We start from the raw sequence: 16509 nt of genomic DNA on the forward strand, positions 1-16509 counted from the left end.
TGACGTCCTACGGCGCCTCATGAAGGGCGCGGACGCCACCAAAAGCGCTACCAGAAGTTACACCTCTCCCTGGGACAGGACCACCTGTAGCCTACGCCGGATGCTTACTATCATACCAGTTCCAGTTCGTTTCCAGATGAGGGCTTCATAAACATAGGCCCTCTTTATCGGATCGTCTATTTGCTGCCTAGATATCGGCGGGGGTTCACCGAGAGGTTTTAAGGTCTCAATCAGTCCGTACGAGACTCCCATAGAGCGAATGTATGGCCGCTTGTGGACCATGCATCATCGGCTTTCGCTAAAGCCCTCTGTGAGTTCCTTATATCCCCCCCTATGAGTCACTTCTGTGTCATTCTTAGGTGATCTCAAACAATGGTGGGAGCGGGATTTGGATCGGTTTCACCCAACGGCAAACTGGTCACCCATATTGGTCAGCCTAACACCCAAGTTGACGATCTCACAGACCCTATCCGTGAGCGACGTCATATACGGTAACGCCTATTCCCCCCGGTGGCACTCGCCCCCTACCCCCTTAAAGCAAAAAGACCTCCACCGTTTCCAGCAGAGGCCTTCTAGCAGGTGTAGTCAGGCAACTAAGTCTACAGTTGTAACTTACTGCTGTGGCTCAACTTTGGCCAGCTCTTCTTGCAATGCTCGTGCGTACGCATTCCGTGCTGTCTGAGCGATGGCCTTTTGCTGGTCAAGACGCTTCAGTTCTAAATCCACAGCTTGGATATTGCCCAGTTGGCTTCTGGCTTCATCACTAAGGCTGTCGACATCATAGGATTTGCCATCAATGTCGATTGTTTGAACGTTTGCCATGTTTGCTCTCCTTACGTTTTCTGAAGGCTTAGGTGCGGCAAGCGGTAAGTAAAATCAACCCGACATCCCTAACCGTAAATAGCAAAAGAGGGGACTCCTTCCTGAGAACAACAAGAAGGAACGGTATGTCACGGAAGAGGAACTGAAGCGCCTGTATGAGGCTGTAGTAGCCAGTAAGAACGCTATGCTCCGCTATGTCCTGCCCATGCTGGTCGTAACGGGTGCCAGATTGGGCGAGGCGCTTAATGCCAAATGGGCTGACTTCGACCTTGATCAACGCCTTTGGCGTATCCCTAAGGCCAAATCGGGTCAGGCGAGGCATATCCCCCTAGGAGAGAACGCTCTGAGGGTGTTGGAAGCCGTACAAGGCGTCTCTCGGTCCGACTACGCTTTTGGCAACCCAAAGACCGGGAAGCCGTATAAGTATCTGTACAGGGCCTGGGACAACGCTCGGATCAAGGCTGGTTTGCCAGAGGTACGAATGCATGACCTCCGTCACAGCTTTGCATCCTTCCTGATCAATAGCGGGCGGGGCATATACGAGGTACAGAAGCTCCTGGGACACACCCAGATCAAGACGACTCAGAGGTATGCCCACCTCACGCAGAAGACCCTTCTGGAGGCTGCTGACGTAGGTACAGCGTCTCTCACTGCTATCTTCAATCCGTAGTCCCCTGCCCTCTTCTGCGGCTCCAGTTTACGGCTGTAGAGAGTCAGATTGGCCTTACCCTTGATCCCCCTCCAAAAGGCAATGGTGACAAACCTATTGGCTAGATGGGGGGGGATTACCGTGCATCAGAACGGGGATATCGCAGGTACGGATGGGGCCAAAACTGGGTTAGCCAATACCCCTTATTTATATGACTCAAACAGTTATCAGCACATAGAGTAATATAGTATGGCAACCTCCCCCCTCACACAGGATCAAATACTATCGCAACTGAATGCTCGTAAGCCTCCGGGGGCGGCCGTCTGATCTCAGGCTCGATCTGATGGTAAGTCCGACCTTATGTCCGACTTTATCACTCGCCCTCAAATCGAAGTTCTGTCTGCTGCCGATGGTGAACGCCGCCGGCATTGGTCGGATGATGACAAACTGCGCATTGTGGAAGAAAGCTTTATTGGCCACCGTCAGGTGACAGCCACAGCTCGGCGGCACGGCATTTGCCGGTCACTTCTGACCACTTGGCGGCGGCAGTATCGAACTGGTGAGCTTGGGTCTTCTGGCTCTGTATCGTTCGCGCCGGTGACTGTGCCGAAGGAAGTTTCCACGTCGCAGGCAAATCCGATCGATGCCAGTCCACCTCCGGACTGCCGGATTGAGGTGGCTCTTCCGAATGGGCGTCGTCTCATCGTCCCGGTGGGCGTGGAGCCCGAAGCGCTTGCTCGGATTCTGGCAGTGGTGGCCGGGCAATGATTGCGTTTCCGGCGGCCGTGAAGGTGTGGATCGCAGGCGGTGCCACCGATATGCGGCGGGGCATGAACACGCTGGCACTACAGGTGCAAGAAGGGCTCGGCCGTGATCCCCATGCGGGTGAGATATTTTGCTTCCGGGGCCGTAAAGGCGATCTGGTCAAGATCCTGTGGCATGATGGCGTGGGCATGTCGCTTTATCTAAAGCGCCTGGAGGCAGGTAAGTTCATCTGGCCCGTGAGCCGGTCGGGCGAAGCGGTGCAGATCTCGGCGGCGCAGTTGGGTTATCTTCTGGAGGGCATCGACTGGCGTAACCCACGCTGGACACAACGTCCTGCAAAGGCTGGTTAATTTGCGCCAGGTAGCCTGTTTTTATTGGTGCTTCGCGGCTTCGGCTGGTAAATATTGGTCATGTCTGATGCCGCCTCTGAACTCGCTAAATTACGCGCCGCCCTGGCCGCCGCAGAGGCCCGTGCAGATGTGGCGGAAAGCGAGCTGGCGCAGGTCCGTGCGGTTGTCTCCTGCTCAGAAGCGATGATCCAAGAGCTCAAGCTTGAGATCGCCAAACTGCGCCGTGACAAATACGGTATCTCGTCAGAACGACGCGCCCGGCTGATCGATCAACTGGAACTGCAGCTTGAAGAGATGGAAGCGGCGGCCACCGAGGATGCCTTAGCCGCAGATCAAGCAAGCGAGAAAGCCAGCACGGTGCGCGCCTTCACGCGCCGCCATCCGATGCGCAAGCCGTTCCCCGATCACTTGCCGCGCGAGCGGGTTGTCGTCGAAGCACCGGTCGCCTGCACTTGCTGTGGCTCGGACCGGATCGTGAAGATGGGCGAGGACATCACCGAGACGCTGGAGGTGATCCCACGTCAGTGGAAGGTGATCCAGACCGTGCGCGAGAAGTTCACTCGCCGAGCCTGCGAGAAGATCAGTCAGCCGCCGGCGCCGTTCCATGCGATTCCGCGCGGATGGGCCGGGCCCAGCCTGATCGCAATGCTAATCTTCGAGAAATATGGTCAGCACCAGCCGTTGAACCGGCAGGCCGAGCGGTTCGCCCGTGAAGGTGTAGAGCTGAGCCTGTCCACCCTGGCGGACCTGGTCGGGCATGCGACTGTCGCCCTGCAGCCGATCCATGCGCTGATCGAGGCCCACGTGCGTGCCGCTCACCGCCTACATGGCGATGATACCACCGTGCCGCTTCTGGCGCGGGGCGGTGCAAAAAAGGCCCGGCTCTGGACCTATGTCCGTGATGACCGTCCCTGGAATGGCGGAGCACCGCCGGCCGCGTTCTTCCGCTTCTCCCGAGATCGTGGCGCAACCAATCCCAATCAGCATCTGGCAGAATGGCAAGGGGTGCTGCAAGCGGACGCCTATGGTGGATACAACGACCTCTATCGAGAGGACCGAGACGCGGGGCCCGTGACCAGCGCGCTGTGCTGGTCGCATGCGCGCCGGAAGTTCTTCGAACTGGCCGACATCGCGGGCAACGTCCGCAAGGGCAAACCTGCCCATCAGATCTCGCCGGTTGCACTGGAAGCGGTAAAAAGGATCGATGCCATCTTCGACATCGAGCGCGAGATCAATGGGCTGGATGCTGATGCCCGGCTCGTCGCCCGACAGAACCTGTCCCGTCCCCTGGTGGACGGCCTCCACGACTGGCTGCAGGAAGAGCGCGCGAAACTGTCCAGACACAACAAAGTGGCCAAGGCGATCAACTACATGTTTGAGAAGCGTGGCCGTTGGCAGGCCTTCACGGCATTCCTCGAGGACGGGCGTATCTGTCTGACGAATAATGCGGCCGAACGCGCCCTGCGTGGCGTGGCACTGGGTCGGAAGTCGTGGCTCTTCGCAGGCTCAGAGCGCGGCGGTGAACGGGCTGCCGCCATGTATACCCTTATCGTCACCTCCAAAATGAACGACATCGATCCGCAGGCTTGGCTCGCCGATGTTCTCGCCCGGCTGCCCGACTTGCCCGTCTCGCGCGTGCATGAACTTCTGCCTTGGAACTGGAAAGCCCTATCCCTTCCACAAGCAGCGTAACCATGCAGCTGAACAAGGTGTATTCCGTAAAGACAATCGACCGCGTCGCTGTCGAACTGGGCGAAACCGTTGATCAGATCTTCGGTCTCGCCATCGGTATGGAAACCGAAGATGGTGTGATCTGGGTCTACGGCCCCGGCGACGATAGTGTGATCGCATTCACTCCATTCGGAATCGAAAACCTGCAAGAGCTCATCGAAATGAACCGTGATCGCGAGCGATAACCCACCTGTGGCCTACGCCGGATGCTTACGAATGCTCTACAGGGGTCACATTCCCCTCTCAGCTTGCCGGGAAGAGGAAAGGGTTATGACCTTGCTTCACACAATCTCTTACCCAAGGTGGATGGATCAAAGCCATACAAGCAGAAGCTGAAGCAAGCTGTAGAAAACTTATACGATCTTCTCCGTAAAGACGGGGATGTTAAAGCCAATGTTGGTAAGCCTGTTGTGGTTAATGACAAACCACGGGCTGTGTTGACTGCATTCATCCCCAAAAACCGTGAAGCCAACCTGCTAGCGCTAGAGCATATCTTGCATAGCCTATCGTATATCGCCTCCCATCTTTCTAAGCAGTTACGCTACATCGGCATTCCGTTGAACCAAGGCGGATATGGTAAGACCGGCGCATATACACACCTCAGTTTCCCTGCCGTTCAGAGGATGGTCTACGCCCTCCACCTTTTCCAGCCGGAAGGTAAATCGTTCGTAGATATCATCCCCGGCACGTATGATCGTACTAAGCAGATAGGACAGGTCACACGTATTGAAGCCTCTCGCTCTGCGTTGGATTGGCTCACGCGTAAAGGTCTGATCCTCCCAGATCATCCCAACACTCCAGACCAGATATATGATCCTGTGCCTGTTCACCTAAGGCTGAAACCTTTTGGTCAGAAGGAAGCAAAGCGAGGGGACCCAATGGATCGCCCATTGCAAGGCACGGAGATGGTCTTACCCGTTAGCCTGGCCCTGTTGAAGAAAGCCAACCTCAGTCTGCCCCTGCCCGACTATGCCTTCTACGAACGCCACTGGGATTGGAAGAGCAACAGATCAAAGCTGATGGCCGTACGAAAAGCCGATCTATACCGTAGCTTTAAAGGTGAAGATGGCCGAGGTGGTCGGATATATGGCCATTGGGTCCAGATGCTACCTTCTGAGGCCCGTCAGTATCTCACGTTCCGCAACCAAGCTTCGGTAGAGCTGGACTATTCCTATATGCAGCTGGCCCTTCTGTATCACCTGCATGGCATTCCGATGCCAGAAGGCGAGCTATACGAGATTCCTGACACAAGCTGGTCGCGAGAAGCATGTAAGGCTGTGCTACGCATCTCCGTGGGCAGTAGCAGTAGGACCCAAACCGTGGCGTCACTTCGCAATGAGCTGATGGCAATGCGACTGAACGCTGCCAGAGCTGACGAACTGTACGAAGCATTCTGGGACCGTCATGCTGTTGTGCGGCCTCATAGCACGGGATCAAATGCCCCATGGCTGAAATTACAGGCCTTAGAAGCAAAGATCACGCTCAAGGTTCTCTGCTATCTAGCCGAATTCGGCATCCCAGCTGTCCCAATCCATGACAGCTTTCTTGTACCGGCAAAGTACGAGGCGGAATGCTACGATGCGATGGAAAGAGGGTTCACAGATTATGCCCCCAGCATTGCAGTTTCAATCAAGTCTACGAACGATGTAGTTTGATTATATCAAATACTTACGAGCTATCAGAAAGACTCATACAGCCTTTGTAGGGCCGCTTGCAGGCCATGGGCCACGAGAATGCCTACAGGCTCTGTATGACTCTTATATCGCCTCTACGGGCCTCTTCTGTGGCCGTTGTCTGGCCTTAAGTCTTCAGCTATAGGAAATTTGCCCTCAGCTACCACCAAAGCGCCTAAGTTGACGATCTCACCCACCCTATCCGTGAGCAGGGCGATATACGGTAACGGGCATACCCCCGGTGGCACTCGCCCCCTACCCCACCAGTAGAATGGTCTATTCAGTGCTGGAGTAGATTCATACAGGGCATGTAGCAGCATTCGGCACCCTACCCTACCTGAACACACTCAGAAGCTCTGTATGATTCGACCGTACAGCCAGAACTGGCATTGCCAGTAAGCTGGCCCCTGCCCTACCAGCAAAAAGACCTCCACCGTTTCCAGCAGAGGCCTTCTAGCAGGTGTAGTCAGGCAACTAAGTCTACAGTTGTAACTTACTGCTGTGGCTCAACTTTGGCCAGTTCTTCTTGCAATGCTCGTGCGTACGCATTCCGTGCTGTCTGAGCGATGGCCTTTTGCTGGTCAAGACGCTTCAGTTCTAAATCCACAGCACGGATATTATCCAGTTGGCTCTTGGCTTCATCTGTGAGGCTGTCGATCTCATAGGATTTGCCGTCGATGTCGATTGTTTGGCCATGTGCCATGTTTGCTCTCCTTACGCTTTTGAAGGTTTACGTGGGGTTAAGGGATGTCGAATGCAAGTCAGTACTTTCAACCCTCCATAGCAAAAGAGGGGACCCGAAGGCCCCCTCTCTGTCCAATCCAAAGATCAGTTTTAACCAATGTTTTCAGGCAGCTGTATAGGAGGGGTTGCCACGCCTACGATGAACGCGGAGGAATCAAGATCAGCAACAGAGACATCATCCAACATGATCAGGCCGTCATTGCCCTCGTCTCCTTCGGCATAGACGTAGGCATCGCCAGCGTAGTCAAATACGGTGAAGTCACCGGCATCAATGTATTTGGCAGCTTCGGCTACAGCTTTTGTCAAAGACCCCGCGTTGCTAACAGCTGCCGCTTGATCGTTTGCAAGCTCATCGTAGTCACCGATGAGCTTGCTCAAGTCGAGAACGTCATCATTGGCATTGAAGTCCGCGATTGTGATCAACGAAGCACCAAAGTCATCATCATCGGAAGCGTCGGATGCCACATTTTCTAACCTGTTAAATGCAATGCGGTCAGCACCTGCTCCAAGAGCGACATTGATAGCAGTGTCGGTATCTGTCGCTGCCACGGTAACGGCATCATCGCCCGCACCACCGTTAATAGATAGCGCGTCAGCTGAGAAGTCACCGCGAAGTGTCAGATCATCGTCGCCGCTACCACCGAGAATGGATTCAAACGCATCGGTGCCGGTAAGGACGGCTGTGATCCCACCTGTCGACGCGCTTGCGTCTACTGTCACGATGGTCTCAAAGCTCTCACCTCCGTCAAGCACTGTATCGCTAGTGAGTGCTAGGTTCAGTGTGGAAACGCCCTCATCGTCGGCTCCGTCAGGAAGAGCCAGCTCCAGAGTGCCTGCATCGCCATTAGCAAGCGCAGCAACACTACCCGAGATGGATACAGTTTCAACATCTGCACCGGCTACCGTAATGGCTGAGCCGGAAGTCACACCTTGGAGAGCGACAGATGCTCCGGCCACATCATCGTCATAGGAAACGATAGCTTCAACTTCGCCACCACGGAAGCCAGCTGTCTGGCCCGCAGCAAGTTTCGCTACGCTATTAGATGTGTTAACCTGCCAGATTTGCTGAGCTGCCGCACCAAATTGGCGAGCGTCTACCTGGCCCATCAAAGAGCCAGCGCCACTGTTAAGGTTGACAATTTCAATGTTGGAGATGCTTACGCCAGCAGGGATGGTCGTATTAGCAATGACGGCTTCTGCTACAAATTGCATAGCGCTATCACGTACTTGGATCGGCTCTGAGGTATTTGTAACAAACAGGTTCAAGGTGTCTTCACCCGCACCACCGTCGACCTGATCCCCAAACTGTAGAGTGCCAGTCGTCCCATCTCCAACAACTCCGGTAAACGTGTCATTGCCTGCGGTACCAACGACTTTCTCGCCAATAGCTGAAGTAAGTGTAAAGTTATCGCCAGTACCAGGGTTGCTTTCACCAGAGACAAAAGCATCGGTGGCGGCTTTCGCGGCTTCCACGGTTGCATCGTCTTCGGTGACGCCATTTACAGCTGCTGCTGCGGCGGCTTTGGCGGCGGCATCAAATTCAAAGCCAGGAGTGTTTGCTGCTTCAGTCGCAAAATCCAAGCCGGCTTCGACCTTGTTGTCCAGAACAGATTTATCAGATGTGCCTGCTTCTTCGTCGTCACGTGCGCCTTCGATGATCGCTGCAATCATATCTCCTACGGAGACGCTTCCGCTTTCCAGAGCGTCGACCCAGAAATCACGGCCTTCATCATCAGGTGTGCGGCCGAACAGGTTCGCGTAAATGTTTGTAACAAACAGTTCAGGCGAAGAAACGTCCGGGGTTGTTAGGTAAGGGTACAGAGCTTTGGCTTCGGGCGAAGCAGCGAAGTCGGCTGCGATTGTGTTAAATTCGCGGCCGTTGTCGATCTGGTCGATCCAGAATTGAAGACCTGCTGGATCGGGTGCGCGACCAAAATAGCCTACGTAAAGAGCTGTGATCGCTTGTTTCTGTTCAAGAGTGGCCATTGTCTATTATTTCCTGATTTGAGCAATATTCACGATAGGATTCCTTTGAGTGAAACCTTCATCTAACGCCGCCAATATTTAGAATAATTTAAGATTATCTAATGACGACCTATACTGATTTACTAAGGTTAAACATCTCAGGCAAGCATATAACTTCGGTAGAAAGCTGGCTGTAATGTCTGCGCTCTTTAATCTGCCAAAGGACTGGGTAGGGAAGCGGACCTCTGAAGGAATTTCAGTATTTCTGCCCGTGAATAGCAAAAGAAGGGACCCAAAGGCCCCCTCTCTGTCCAATCCGAAGATTGAGATTTTTATAACACAGACTTAGGCAACGAGGTTGGAGCCATCGATCATGTCGGTCTGGAAACCAACAACCTTAACAAGACCATCACCACCGTCAAAGCCTGCGCTTCCACCGATATCGTGGAGGATGTAGGCATCTCCACCAAAGTCGAAGATTGAGTAGTCATCGTCAGTCGTTGCCAGAGCAGCAATCTCAGCAGCGGCGGCCAAGTTGGCGGCGGTATTTGCATTGCCAAGCTCAGTGTTGGTCAGAACGTCCCGCCCATTACTGCCGAGGTCCGACAGGTCCAGCACATCTTCGCTTGCATTGAAATCAGCCACGGTGATGAGGTCGGCTTCAATTTCAGTGGCGTCCGAGATGTTGCCGAGTACATCAATCTTCAGAGTGTCGTTACCGGCACCCAGAGTGATATTCAGCGCGTTCTCATCGCTGGAATTATCCGCAGCGCTCAGCAGCATGCCATCGTTGCCGGCACCAAGGTCAACAGTCAGTTCATCGGCTGTCATGTTCGACATGTTGACCGAAACCTGGTCGTCACCGCTACCCAGAGTAAGGGTCTCAAGCTTGGAGCTAGGAACATTGGCATAGCCAATCACGAGATCACCAGTTGATGCAGATGCGTCAACAGTAACCACATTGGACAAAGTGGCGGCAGTCTGAACACTGATGCTAGTATCGCTGGAAAGAGTGAAGTTCATTGTCTCCACGGTACCAGGAATTGTATCAAGTTCCAAAATACTGCCGGTTTCGCCGGAAATATTCACTGTCTCCAGATCAACATCTGCCGCACCGGTATCAGTGTCCGCAATGGTGAACTCAACCTGCGTCACACCATCAAGTGCGATGTTTGCTTCTGTGCCAACAAAGTTAGCAGTAAGATCTTGCGGAGCTGCGCTACCAGTGACGTCACGGAAGCCAGCAGTCTGAGCGTTGGACAGCCCCGAGATGCCAACAGCTGTGCCAATTTGCCAAATCTGCTGAGCAGCCGAACCGAAGGCATTTGCGTTTACAGATGTGCCTACTGCACCTTCATTGATGTTGATGACTTCGACGTTGGAAATCTTAACACCAGCAGGGATGGCAGGTGTACCTGTCGTTGCTTCAAACAGGTTCAGTGTGTCCATGCCTGCGCCACCGTCAATTTGATCGCCAAACTGAAGTGTGCCGCCGTTGCCATCTGTGATAACGCCCGTGAAGGTGTCGTTACCAGCTGTACCGACAACTTTTTCACCGATAGCATCAGTGAGCGACCTGACTCAACTGTTCCCTTTGTTGAGTCCCTATCGGCACTTAGCTACTACCTTAATAGATGTAATCATTTGGACCAAATGTGGACCAAAGAACTCACTTAGTTAATGCCGTACAGATACCTTAGGATCAGGAATCCTCTCCGGCGGGTGCTTCAGAAATGAATAATGCATCTAGTTTTTCGATGCCCTCCGGTGTCACCCGAACCGTGACTTCGTCTTGGGAAAGCAGATCAACAATGACACCGTAGTCGCGGAAAAAGCGCAATGCAGCTTCAAGATCATCAGAGTTAAAGCTGCCTACGGCTGTCTCAGCGCGGGCAAGCTTGGACTTCGAAATGCCGATTTTTCGGGCAAAAGCCGTTTGGGAAAGACCTAACGTAGACCTACCAGCGCGAAGCGCGGCAGCTAGCTTAATGGCGTGGATGCGCCGCGATGAAAGCCCAAGTTGACTGGGTGATTTGGTCCAGTTATGATCCTTTTGATCCACAAAGGATGTCCTTATGCCTAAAACTACCTTTACTACGCACTTTGTATCGCACGCATCTTGCCCTGTCGGCAAACGCAAAGAGGTATACTTCGATACCTCAACAAGGGGATTAACTCTGGAAGCCCGTACTTCGGGGGGCAAGACCTACTACCTCCGCTACACGGATGTCCGGGGTAAATCTCGTTATCTAAAGTTGGCCGATGCTGCGGACGTCACACTGGCTCAAGCACGGAAACTCTGCGAGCAAGCCCGTAACAGGATCGCAATGGGCGAGGACCCCAATGCTGAGAAGGCCCTTAGGCGACAGGTCCCGACTTTCAGTGACTTTGCGATGGAGCGGTACCTTCCCTACGCCAAGTCCTATAAGAGATCATGGGATACCGATGAAAGCATCCTGCGCGTTCATTTGATCCCCGCCTTTGGCTCCAAGTGTCTCGATGAGATCACCAAAAACGATGTGATCAAGTTTCGTCAGACGACAATTGATACTGGGGTCAAACCAAGCACCGTGAACAGGCGGCTGGTTTTGCTTCGCTACATCTTCAATCTGGCTGTACGTGACTGGGAGGTTCCAGGCGTTCCTCGTAACCCAACCCATGGTGTCGCTTTGCTGGAAGAGAACAACAAGAAGGAACGGTTCATCACGGAGGATGAGCTAAAGCGGCTGTACGATGCAGCAAAGCTTAGCAAGAACGTGATGCTGCAATACATCTTGCCGATGCTGGTTGTCACTGGTGCCAGAAGGGGCGAGGTACTACATGCCCGATGGGAAGACTTCGATATCGAGCGGCGTCGGTGGCGTATCCCCACGGCTAAATCAGGTAAGGCAAGGTATATCCCCCTTGGGGAGAATGCCCTTCGTGTGCTGGAAGCGGTTCGCGGCGTCTCCCGCTCAGAATATCCTTTTGGTAACCCCGAGACTGAGAAGCCGTATCTCCACCTGCATTCCGCTTGGCATGTGGCCAGGAAACGGGCTGGACTGCCTGAAGTACGGATGCACGATCTACGGCACAGCTTTGCTTCTTTCCTAATCAACAGCGGGCGGAGCCTCTATGAGGTTCAGAAGCTGCTGGGTCATACTCAGGTAAAGACCACTCAGCGGTATGCCCATATCTCTCAAGAAACACTTCTGGCTGCTGCTGACGTGGGTACGGCATCATTGACTTCCATATTAGCCCCAGGTCAGGGTTCAACTCTACATATCGCGGAAACAGCCAATTCGAACGAATAAAAATCGAAATAGAATAGCCCTGTACAGGCGAATTGGCGGGCATACAGGGCATCTAGGTGACTTTGGGTGGACACCCTACCTGAGCAGACCTAGCCGCCCCCTGCGCTTATCGATTTAGAAAAAAATGAATTTGATTGCAGTTGGAATTAGGATAACATCAACTCTTTACAGAATTTTCTGAAGGCGGGGGAGGCGATTTTGTGTATCATTATTGCCAGAATACCGTGAGGCTACTGGTGGCAGTCCAAACAATACGACAGAGTACCTGAGAGCAGTATTTTGAGTTTGGCTTTAACCCTTATTTTTATGGCCAAAGTGGACTTAGCTGCACTTAGTAATAATGTAAGGCCCTCGCCGCCCGCCGCCCGATAGTTTATCCTCGCTCTATATGATCCTATTATGACTGAAACAGAACAGACCCCTACCCTACCAGAAAGAGGCAAAGGTTACGATTTAGCTTCTCGGCCACTTCTACATGAAATAGATGGGTCCCGTTCCTATCAGTTAGATCTACAAAAAGCTTCAGTCGATCTGTACGACCGCCTGCGTACTAATCCTGACGTTAAAGCGAACATTGGCAAACCCGTCATAGTAGATGACAAACAAAGAACCGCTCTACCGGCATTCCCATCCGGAAGTAGGACAGTAAATCTGGGGATGATGGAGCATCTTCTCCATAGCCTGTCATATTTCGCTTCTCACCTTTCAGAGCGGGTGAAGTATATTGGCGTTCCTTTGAACCAAAAGAGCTATCGTCGTTCGGGACGATACAGTCATCTCGGCTTACGGGCGGCTCAGAGGGTTGTCTATGGGCTGCACATCTTGAAGCTGGAAGAAGAACCCTTCCTCGAAATCGTCCCTGGTACTTTTGATCGCACTCAGGGACAGGGACAAGTCACTCGTGTAAGAGCTTCTAAGCCTGCCCTGGATTGGCTTATTCAAAAAGGCCTGATCTTCCCCAATCACCCCTTCTACCCGAAACAGAAATACGATTTCGCGTATCACCTTCAGATCAAGCGGAAGGTGCCTAGGCCCCGCAAGGCTAAGCAGGTTAAACGACCAAAAGATGCTACTGAGAAGGAAATTCTGCATCGGCCACTTCACGGCACAGAGCGGATTCTTCCTACGAGCCTAAAGCTTCTCAAGAAAGCCAGACTAAGCCTCCCCCTGCCCGACTACGCCTTCTACGAAAACCATTGGGATTGGAAGGAAAGACGGTCCAAGCTTGTAGGTAAGCGTAACGCCCGCCTATTCCGTAGCTTCAGTGGAAAAGATGGTAGAGGTGGCAGGATATACGGCCATTGGGTCCAGTTGCTTCCGTCTGAAGCCCGCAAACACCTGACATTTAACAGACAGCCCTCCGTAGAGCTGGACTATTCTTCTATGCAGCTGGCCTTGCTCTACCATCTCCATAACACTCCCATGCCAGAAGGTGAGCTGTACGAGATTCCTGGCACTTATTGGCCCCGAGAAGCTTGCAAGGCCGTACTGCGGATATCTGTAGGCAGCTTTAGTAAGATTGAAACGGTAGAGGCCCTTGCGAAAGAGCTGTTGTCTATGCGGCTAAGAGCTGGGAAAGCGGGGGAACTATATGAGGCGTTCTGGGATAGGCATGATGCCGTCAGACCCCACACCGATGGTTCTTCACCGGCTTGGGTAGAGCTGCAAGCCTTGGATGCACAGATTGCCCTCAAAGTCCTTTGCTATCTTGCTGAGCAGGAAATTCCCGCCGTGCCAATACATGACAGCTTTATCGTACCGGCAAAATATGAAGCTGAATGCAGAGAGGCTATGGAGAAAGGGTTCGCAGACTACGCCCCTGGAATATCCGTAGCGATTAAGTCGACTGCAGATACTGCAATAGGTTAGCTTTACGATCTGACTAACCCGATATTGAGTCAGCCGTATATACGGTAACGCCTGTACCCCCGGTGGCACTCGCCCCCTACCCTGCCCTACCAAGCAAAAAGACCTCCACCGTTTCCAGCAGAGGCCTTCTAGCAGGTGTAGCCAGGCAACTAAGTCTACAGGTCTAACTTACTGAGCTGGCTCTAGTTCTGCCAGCTCTTCTTGCAATGCACGGGCATAGGCATTCCGTGCTGTCTGAGCGATACCCTTTTTCTGCTCAAGAAGCTTCAGCTCAGCATCTACAGCACGGATGTTACCCAGCTGGCTCTTCGCTTCGTCGCTTAGGCTGTCGATGTCATAGGTTTTGCCGTCGATGTCGATTGTTTGGCCGTTTGCCATGTTTGCTCTCCTTGGGTTTGTGGGGGTCTAGGTGGGGTAGGCATTGTTTAAAGGCAACGCAGTAATCCGATCCTACAATAGCAAAAGAGGGGACCCGAAGGCCCCCTCTCTGTCCAATCCGAAGATCGGTTTTTTAGATTGCCGGATTAAGCAACATCGAAGTTAGCTGCATTAAGCGTGCCGGTGAAGCCGGTCAGCTCAATGATACCATCGTCGGTGTTGAAGCCGGTGGTGCCGTTATCAACAACTACATAAGTGCTATCGTTGTACTGGAACGCGACAGTGTCGTTCGTCGTCGCGGCCTTGAGTGCCGCATCAGCCGCCTCAAACAGGGTATCCTTACCCTTCACAGCTGTTTCCTCGACGTTGGTCAACGTGTAAACAGTAGCGCCTGACAACGCCAGAACATCATCGCTACCGGTGAAGTCAGTGATGGAGATCATACCGTCGATTGTTTTGGCAGTTGTATCGACCATCGCGTTTGCCAACCCATTGCCGTCGGCAGTGAACGTGCCACCGGTAGTGGTGCCAAAGTTAACGATGTCTTTGCCTTCGCCAAGCGTAATGGTCAGGGTTGTATCGTCGTCGGACGTTGCTTCCAAGTTCAACGTGTCGTCGCCAGCACCGGCGTCAATCGTCACGCTGTCTGCACCCAGAAGGTCAAGCTCAACAGTGATTTCATCGTCGCCACTGCCACCCATGATGGACTCAAGTTTAAGAGCGTCATTAAGAACGTTCGTACCGTCGATATCCGGCAGATCCGAAGTGATACCACCTGTCGAGCCGCTCGCATCGACTGTCTTGAGTTTGAAATACTCTTCACTACCACCAAGGTTCAATTCAATATCGCTTGAAACGTTGACGTTCAGAGTTTCAAGCTCAGGCAGATCATTGGGGCCGTTTGTGGAAAGAACTACCTGCTCAACTGTGGCATTCGGGTTGGACGAACCCGTAATTGTCAGTTCAGTCAGTTCTTCCCCGACCACATCAACGCGAATGTTTCCAGTATTATCAAGTGCAATTGTACCGGATGTTGCGCTATCTGCATACACGACATCAACGCCGAGGGCCTGAGTCAACCCGGTTGTAACTGCACGGAAACCAGCAGTCTGACCTTGCGCGAGTTTCTCAACGCGAGTAACCGAACCAACCTGCCAGATTTCCTCAGCAGCGGAGCCGAAATCTGTCGCATCTACAGGAGAACCTGCCGCAACGCTGTTGATGTTAACGACTTCAATGTTGGAAATCTCGACGCCAGCAGGGATACCAGTCGAACCGCCAGTAAACAGGTTCAGCGTGTCGCGACCTGCGCCACCGTCAATCTGGTCGCCGAACTGCAAAGTACCAGACGTGCCACCATCGACAACGCCTGTGAAGGTGTCGTTGCCAGCTGTACCAACAACGCTTTCACCGATAGCATCAGTGAGCGTGAGGTTGTCGCCAGTACCGGGGTTGCTGTCGCCGGATACGAATGCATCTGTGGCTTCTTTAGCAGCTTCAACCGTTGCTTCGTCTTCGGTCACACCGTTTACCGCTGCAACAGCCGCGGCTTTAGCTGCCGCGTCGAATTCAAAGCCCGGAACTTCAGCTGCGGAAGTTGCGAAATCCAAACCAACTTCGACTTTATTGTCGAGAACAGATTTGTCGAATGTACCAGCAGCTGCATCATCGCGTGCGCCCATGATGATCGCTTCGATCATGTCAGCGACAGAAACGCTGCCGTCTTCCAGAACGCCGGTCCAGAAGTCCAAGCCTTCTTGATCAGGAGTGCGGCCAAAGAGGTTCGCATAGATGTTTGTGACGAACGAAGCAGGCGAAGAAACGTCCGGTGTTGTCAGATAGGGGTACAGAGCCACAGCCTCGGGGGAAGCAGCGAAGTCCGCGGCGATCGTGTTGTACTCGCGACCATTGTCGAGCTGATCAATCCAAAATTGCAGACCTGCTGGGTCCGGTGCGCGATCAAAGTAGCCCACGTAGAGGGCGGTAATCGCATTGATTTGCGTTGAAGTTGCCATGATTATTAATCCTGCTTTGTGAAAGTTCACGATAGGGTTCATTTAGGCGATCAGCACTTCGGAAAGATGTACCTCACAGCACACAAACCCAGATCACCTGATGACCACTAGCGACTGACTATCAAAGCCAGAATTATCCGGCAAGCCTAAAAATGCAGTAAAAAGTATACCACCTTCTCCAGTCCTATGTTACAAAGAGGGACGAGCGACTTTGGCCTCACTTTGCGATTGCTTCCGCTCATAGATGTAACAAAA

14 protein-coding genes and 1 pseudogene are annotated in these 16509 nt (G+C 53.0%); 8 read left to right on the forward strand and 7 right to left on the reverse strand.

Features of this window, described 5'->3' with window-relative positions:
- Positions 1-612: 612 nt before the first annotated feature.
- Positions 613-822 (reverse strand): DUF6447 family protein, encoded by a 210-nt coding sequence (locus ACGYLO_RS20195; RefSeq protein ID WP_394377246.1) that lies wholly within the window; start codon positions 820-822, stop codon positions 613-615.
- Between the two features lie 136 nt (positions 823-958).
- Here ACGYLO_RS20195 and ACGYLO_RS20200 point away from each other — a divergent pair.
- The 6 genes and pseudogenes from ACGYLO_RS20200 to ACGYLO_RS20225 form a co-directional block, all read left to right on the forward strand.
- Positions 959-1492 (forward strand): annotated as a pseudogene (locus tag ACGYLO_RS20200) (site-specific integrase); the annotation flags it as partial.
- Between the two features lie 339 nt (positions 1493-1831).
- On the forward strand, positions 1832-2239 hold the full coding sequence (tnpA, locus tag ACGYLO_RS20205; RefSeq protein WP_394377247.1) for an IS66-like element accessory protein TnpA: 408 nt from the start codon (positions 1832-1834) through the stop codon (positions 2237-2239).
- On the forward strand, positions 2236-2586 hold the full coding sequence (tnpB, locus tag ACGYLO_RS20210; protein WP_394377248.1) for an IS66 family insertion sequence element accessory protein TnpB: 351 nt from the start codon (positions 2236-2238) through the stop codon (positions 2584-2586). Before tnpA ends, tnpB begins: the two co-directional genes overlap by 4 nt.
- Before the next feature lie 60 nt (positions 2587-2646).
- Entirely contained in the window at positions 2647-4278 is a 1632-nt protein-coding gene (gene tnpC, locus ACGYLO_RS20215) for an IS66 family transposase (protein WP_394377249.1), read from the forward strand.
- A 2-nt stretch (positions 4279-4280) separates the two neighbouring features.
- Positions 4281-4502 (forward strand): hypothetical protein, encoded by a 222-nt coding sequence (locus ACGYLO_RS20220; RefSeq protein ID WP_394377250.1) that lies wholly within the window; start codon positions 4281-4283, stop codon positions 4500-4502.
- Positions 4503-4523: 21 nt separating this feature from the next.
- Positions 4524-5972, forward strand: a complete 1449-nt coding sequence (locus tag ACGYLO_RS20225) for a hypothetical protein (protein WP_394377251.1) — start codon at positions 4524-4526, stop codon at positions 5970-5972.
- A gap of 511 nt (positions 5973-6483) precedes the next feature.
- Here ACGYLO_RS20225 and ACGYLO_RS20230 read toward each other — a convergent pair.
- From ACGYLO_RS20230 to ACGYLO_RS20245, 4 genes are all read right to left on the reverse strand, one after another.
- Positions 6484-6693, reverse strand: coding sequence for a hypothetical protein (locus ACGYLO_RS20230; protein ID WP_394377252.1), 210 nt, complete (start codon positions 6691-6693; stop codon positions 6484-6486).
- Between the two features lie 131 nt (positions 6694-6824).
- A complete protein-coding gene (locus tag ACGYLO_RS20235) occupies positions 6825-8720 on the reverse strand; it encodes a DUF4214 domain-containing protein (protein ID WP_394377253.1) in 1896 nt (631 codons plus the stop codon).
- Between the two features lie 324 nt (positions 8721-9044).
- Entirely contained in the window at positions 9045-10148 is a 1104-nt protein-coding gene (locus ACGYLO_RS20240) for a hypothetical protein (RefSeq protein ID WP_394377254.1), read from the reverse strand.
- 253 nt (positions 10149-10401) lie between these two features.
- Positions 10402-10761: a helix-turn-helix domain-containing protein gene (locus ACGYLO_RS20245; protein WP_394377255.1), complete on the reverse strand. Its 360-nt coding sequence runs from the start codon at positions 10759-10761 to the stop codon at positions 10402-10404.
- Positions 10762-10774: 13 nt separating this feature from the next.
- Between ACGYLO_RS20245 and ACGYLO_RS20250 the strand changes: the two genes are divergently transcribed.
- Both ACGYLO_RS20250 and ACGYLO_RS20255 read left to right on the forward strand, forming a co-directional pair.
- Positions 10775-11992 carry a tyrosine-type recombinase/integrase gene (locus ACGYLO_RS20250; RefSeq protein ID WP_394377256.1) on the forward strand — a complete coding sequence of 406 codons (1218 nt, stop codon included), beginning with the start codon at positions 10775-10777 and terminating at the stop codon, positions 11990-11992.
- A gap of 399 nt (positions 11993-12391) precedes the next feature.
- Complete coding sequence (locus ACGYLO_RS20255) at positions 12392-13861, forward strand: hypothetical protein (protein ID WP_394377257.1); 1470 nt, start codon at positions 12392-12394, stop codon at positions 13859-13861.
- A 168-nt stretch (positions 13862-14029) separates the two neighbouring features.
- Here ACGYLO_RS20255 and ACGYLO_RS20260 read toward each other — a convergent pair whose 3' ends face one another.
- Together ACGYLO_RS20260 and ACGYLO_RS20265 are read right to left on the reverse strand one after the other, a co-directional pair.
- The gene (locus ACGYLO_RS20260) at positions 14030-14239 is read right to left on the reverse strand and encodes a DUF6447 family protein (RefSeq protein ID WP_394377258.1); all 210 of its coding nucleotides are present in this window, start codon (positions 14237-14239) and stop codon (positions 14030-14032) included.
- Between the two features lie 146 nt (positions 14240-14385).
- The gene (locus ACGYLO_RS20265; protein ID WP_394377259.1) at positions 14386-16254 is read right to left on the reverse strand and encodes a DUF4214 domain-containing protein; all 1869 of its coding nucleotides are present in this window, start codon (positions 16252-16254) and stop codon (positions 14386-14388) included.
- Positions 16255-16509: the final 255 nt, after the last annotated feature.

The organism is Sulfitobacter sp. 1A13353 (genome assembly GCF_043557255.1).
Lineage (GTDB): Bacteria > Pseudomonadota > Alphaproteobacteria > Rhodobacterales > Rhodobacteraceae > Sulfitobacter > Sulfitobacter faviae.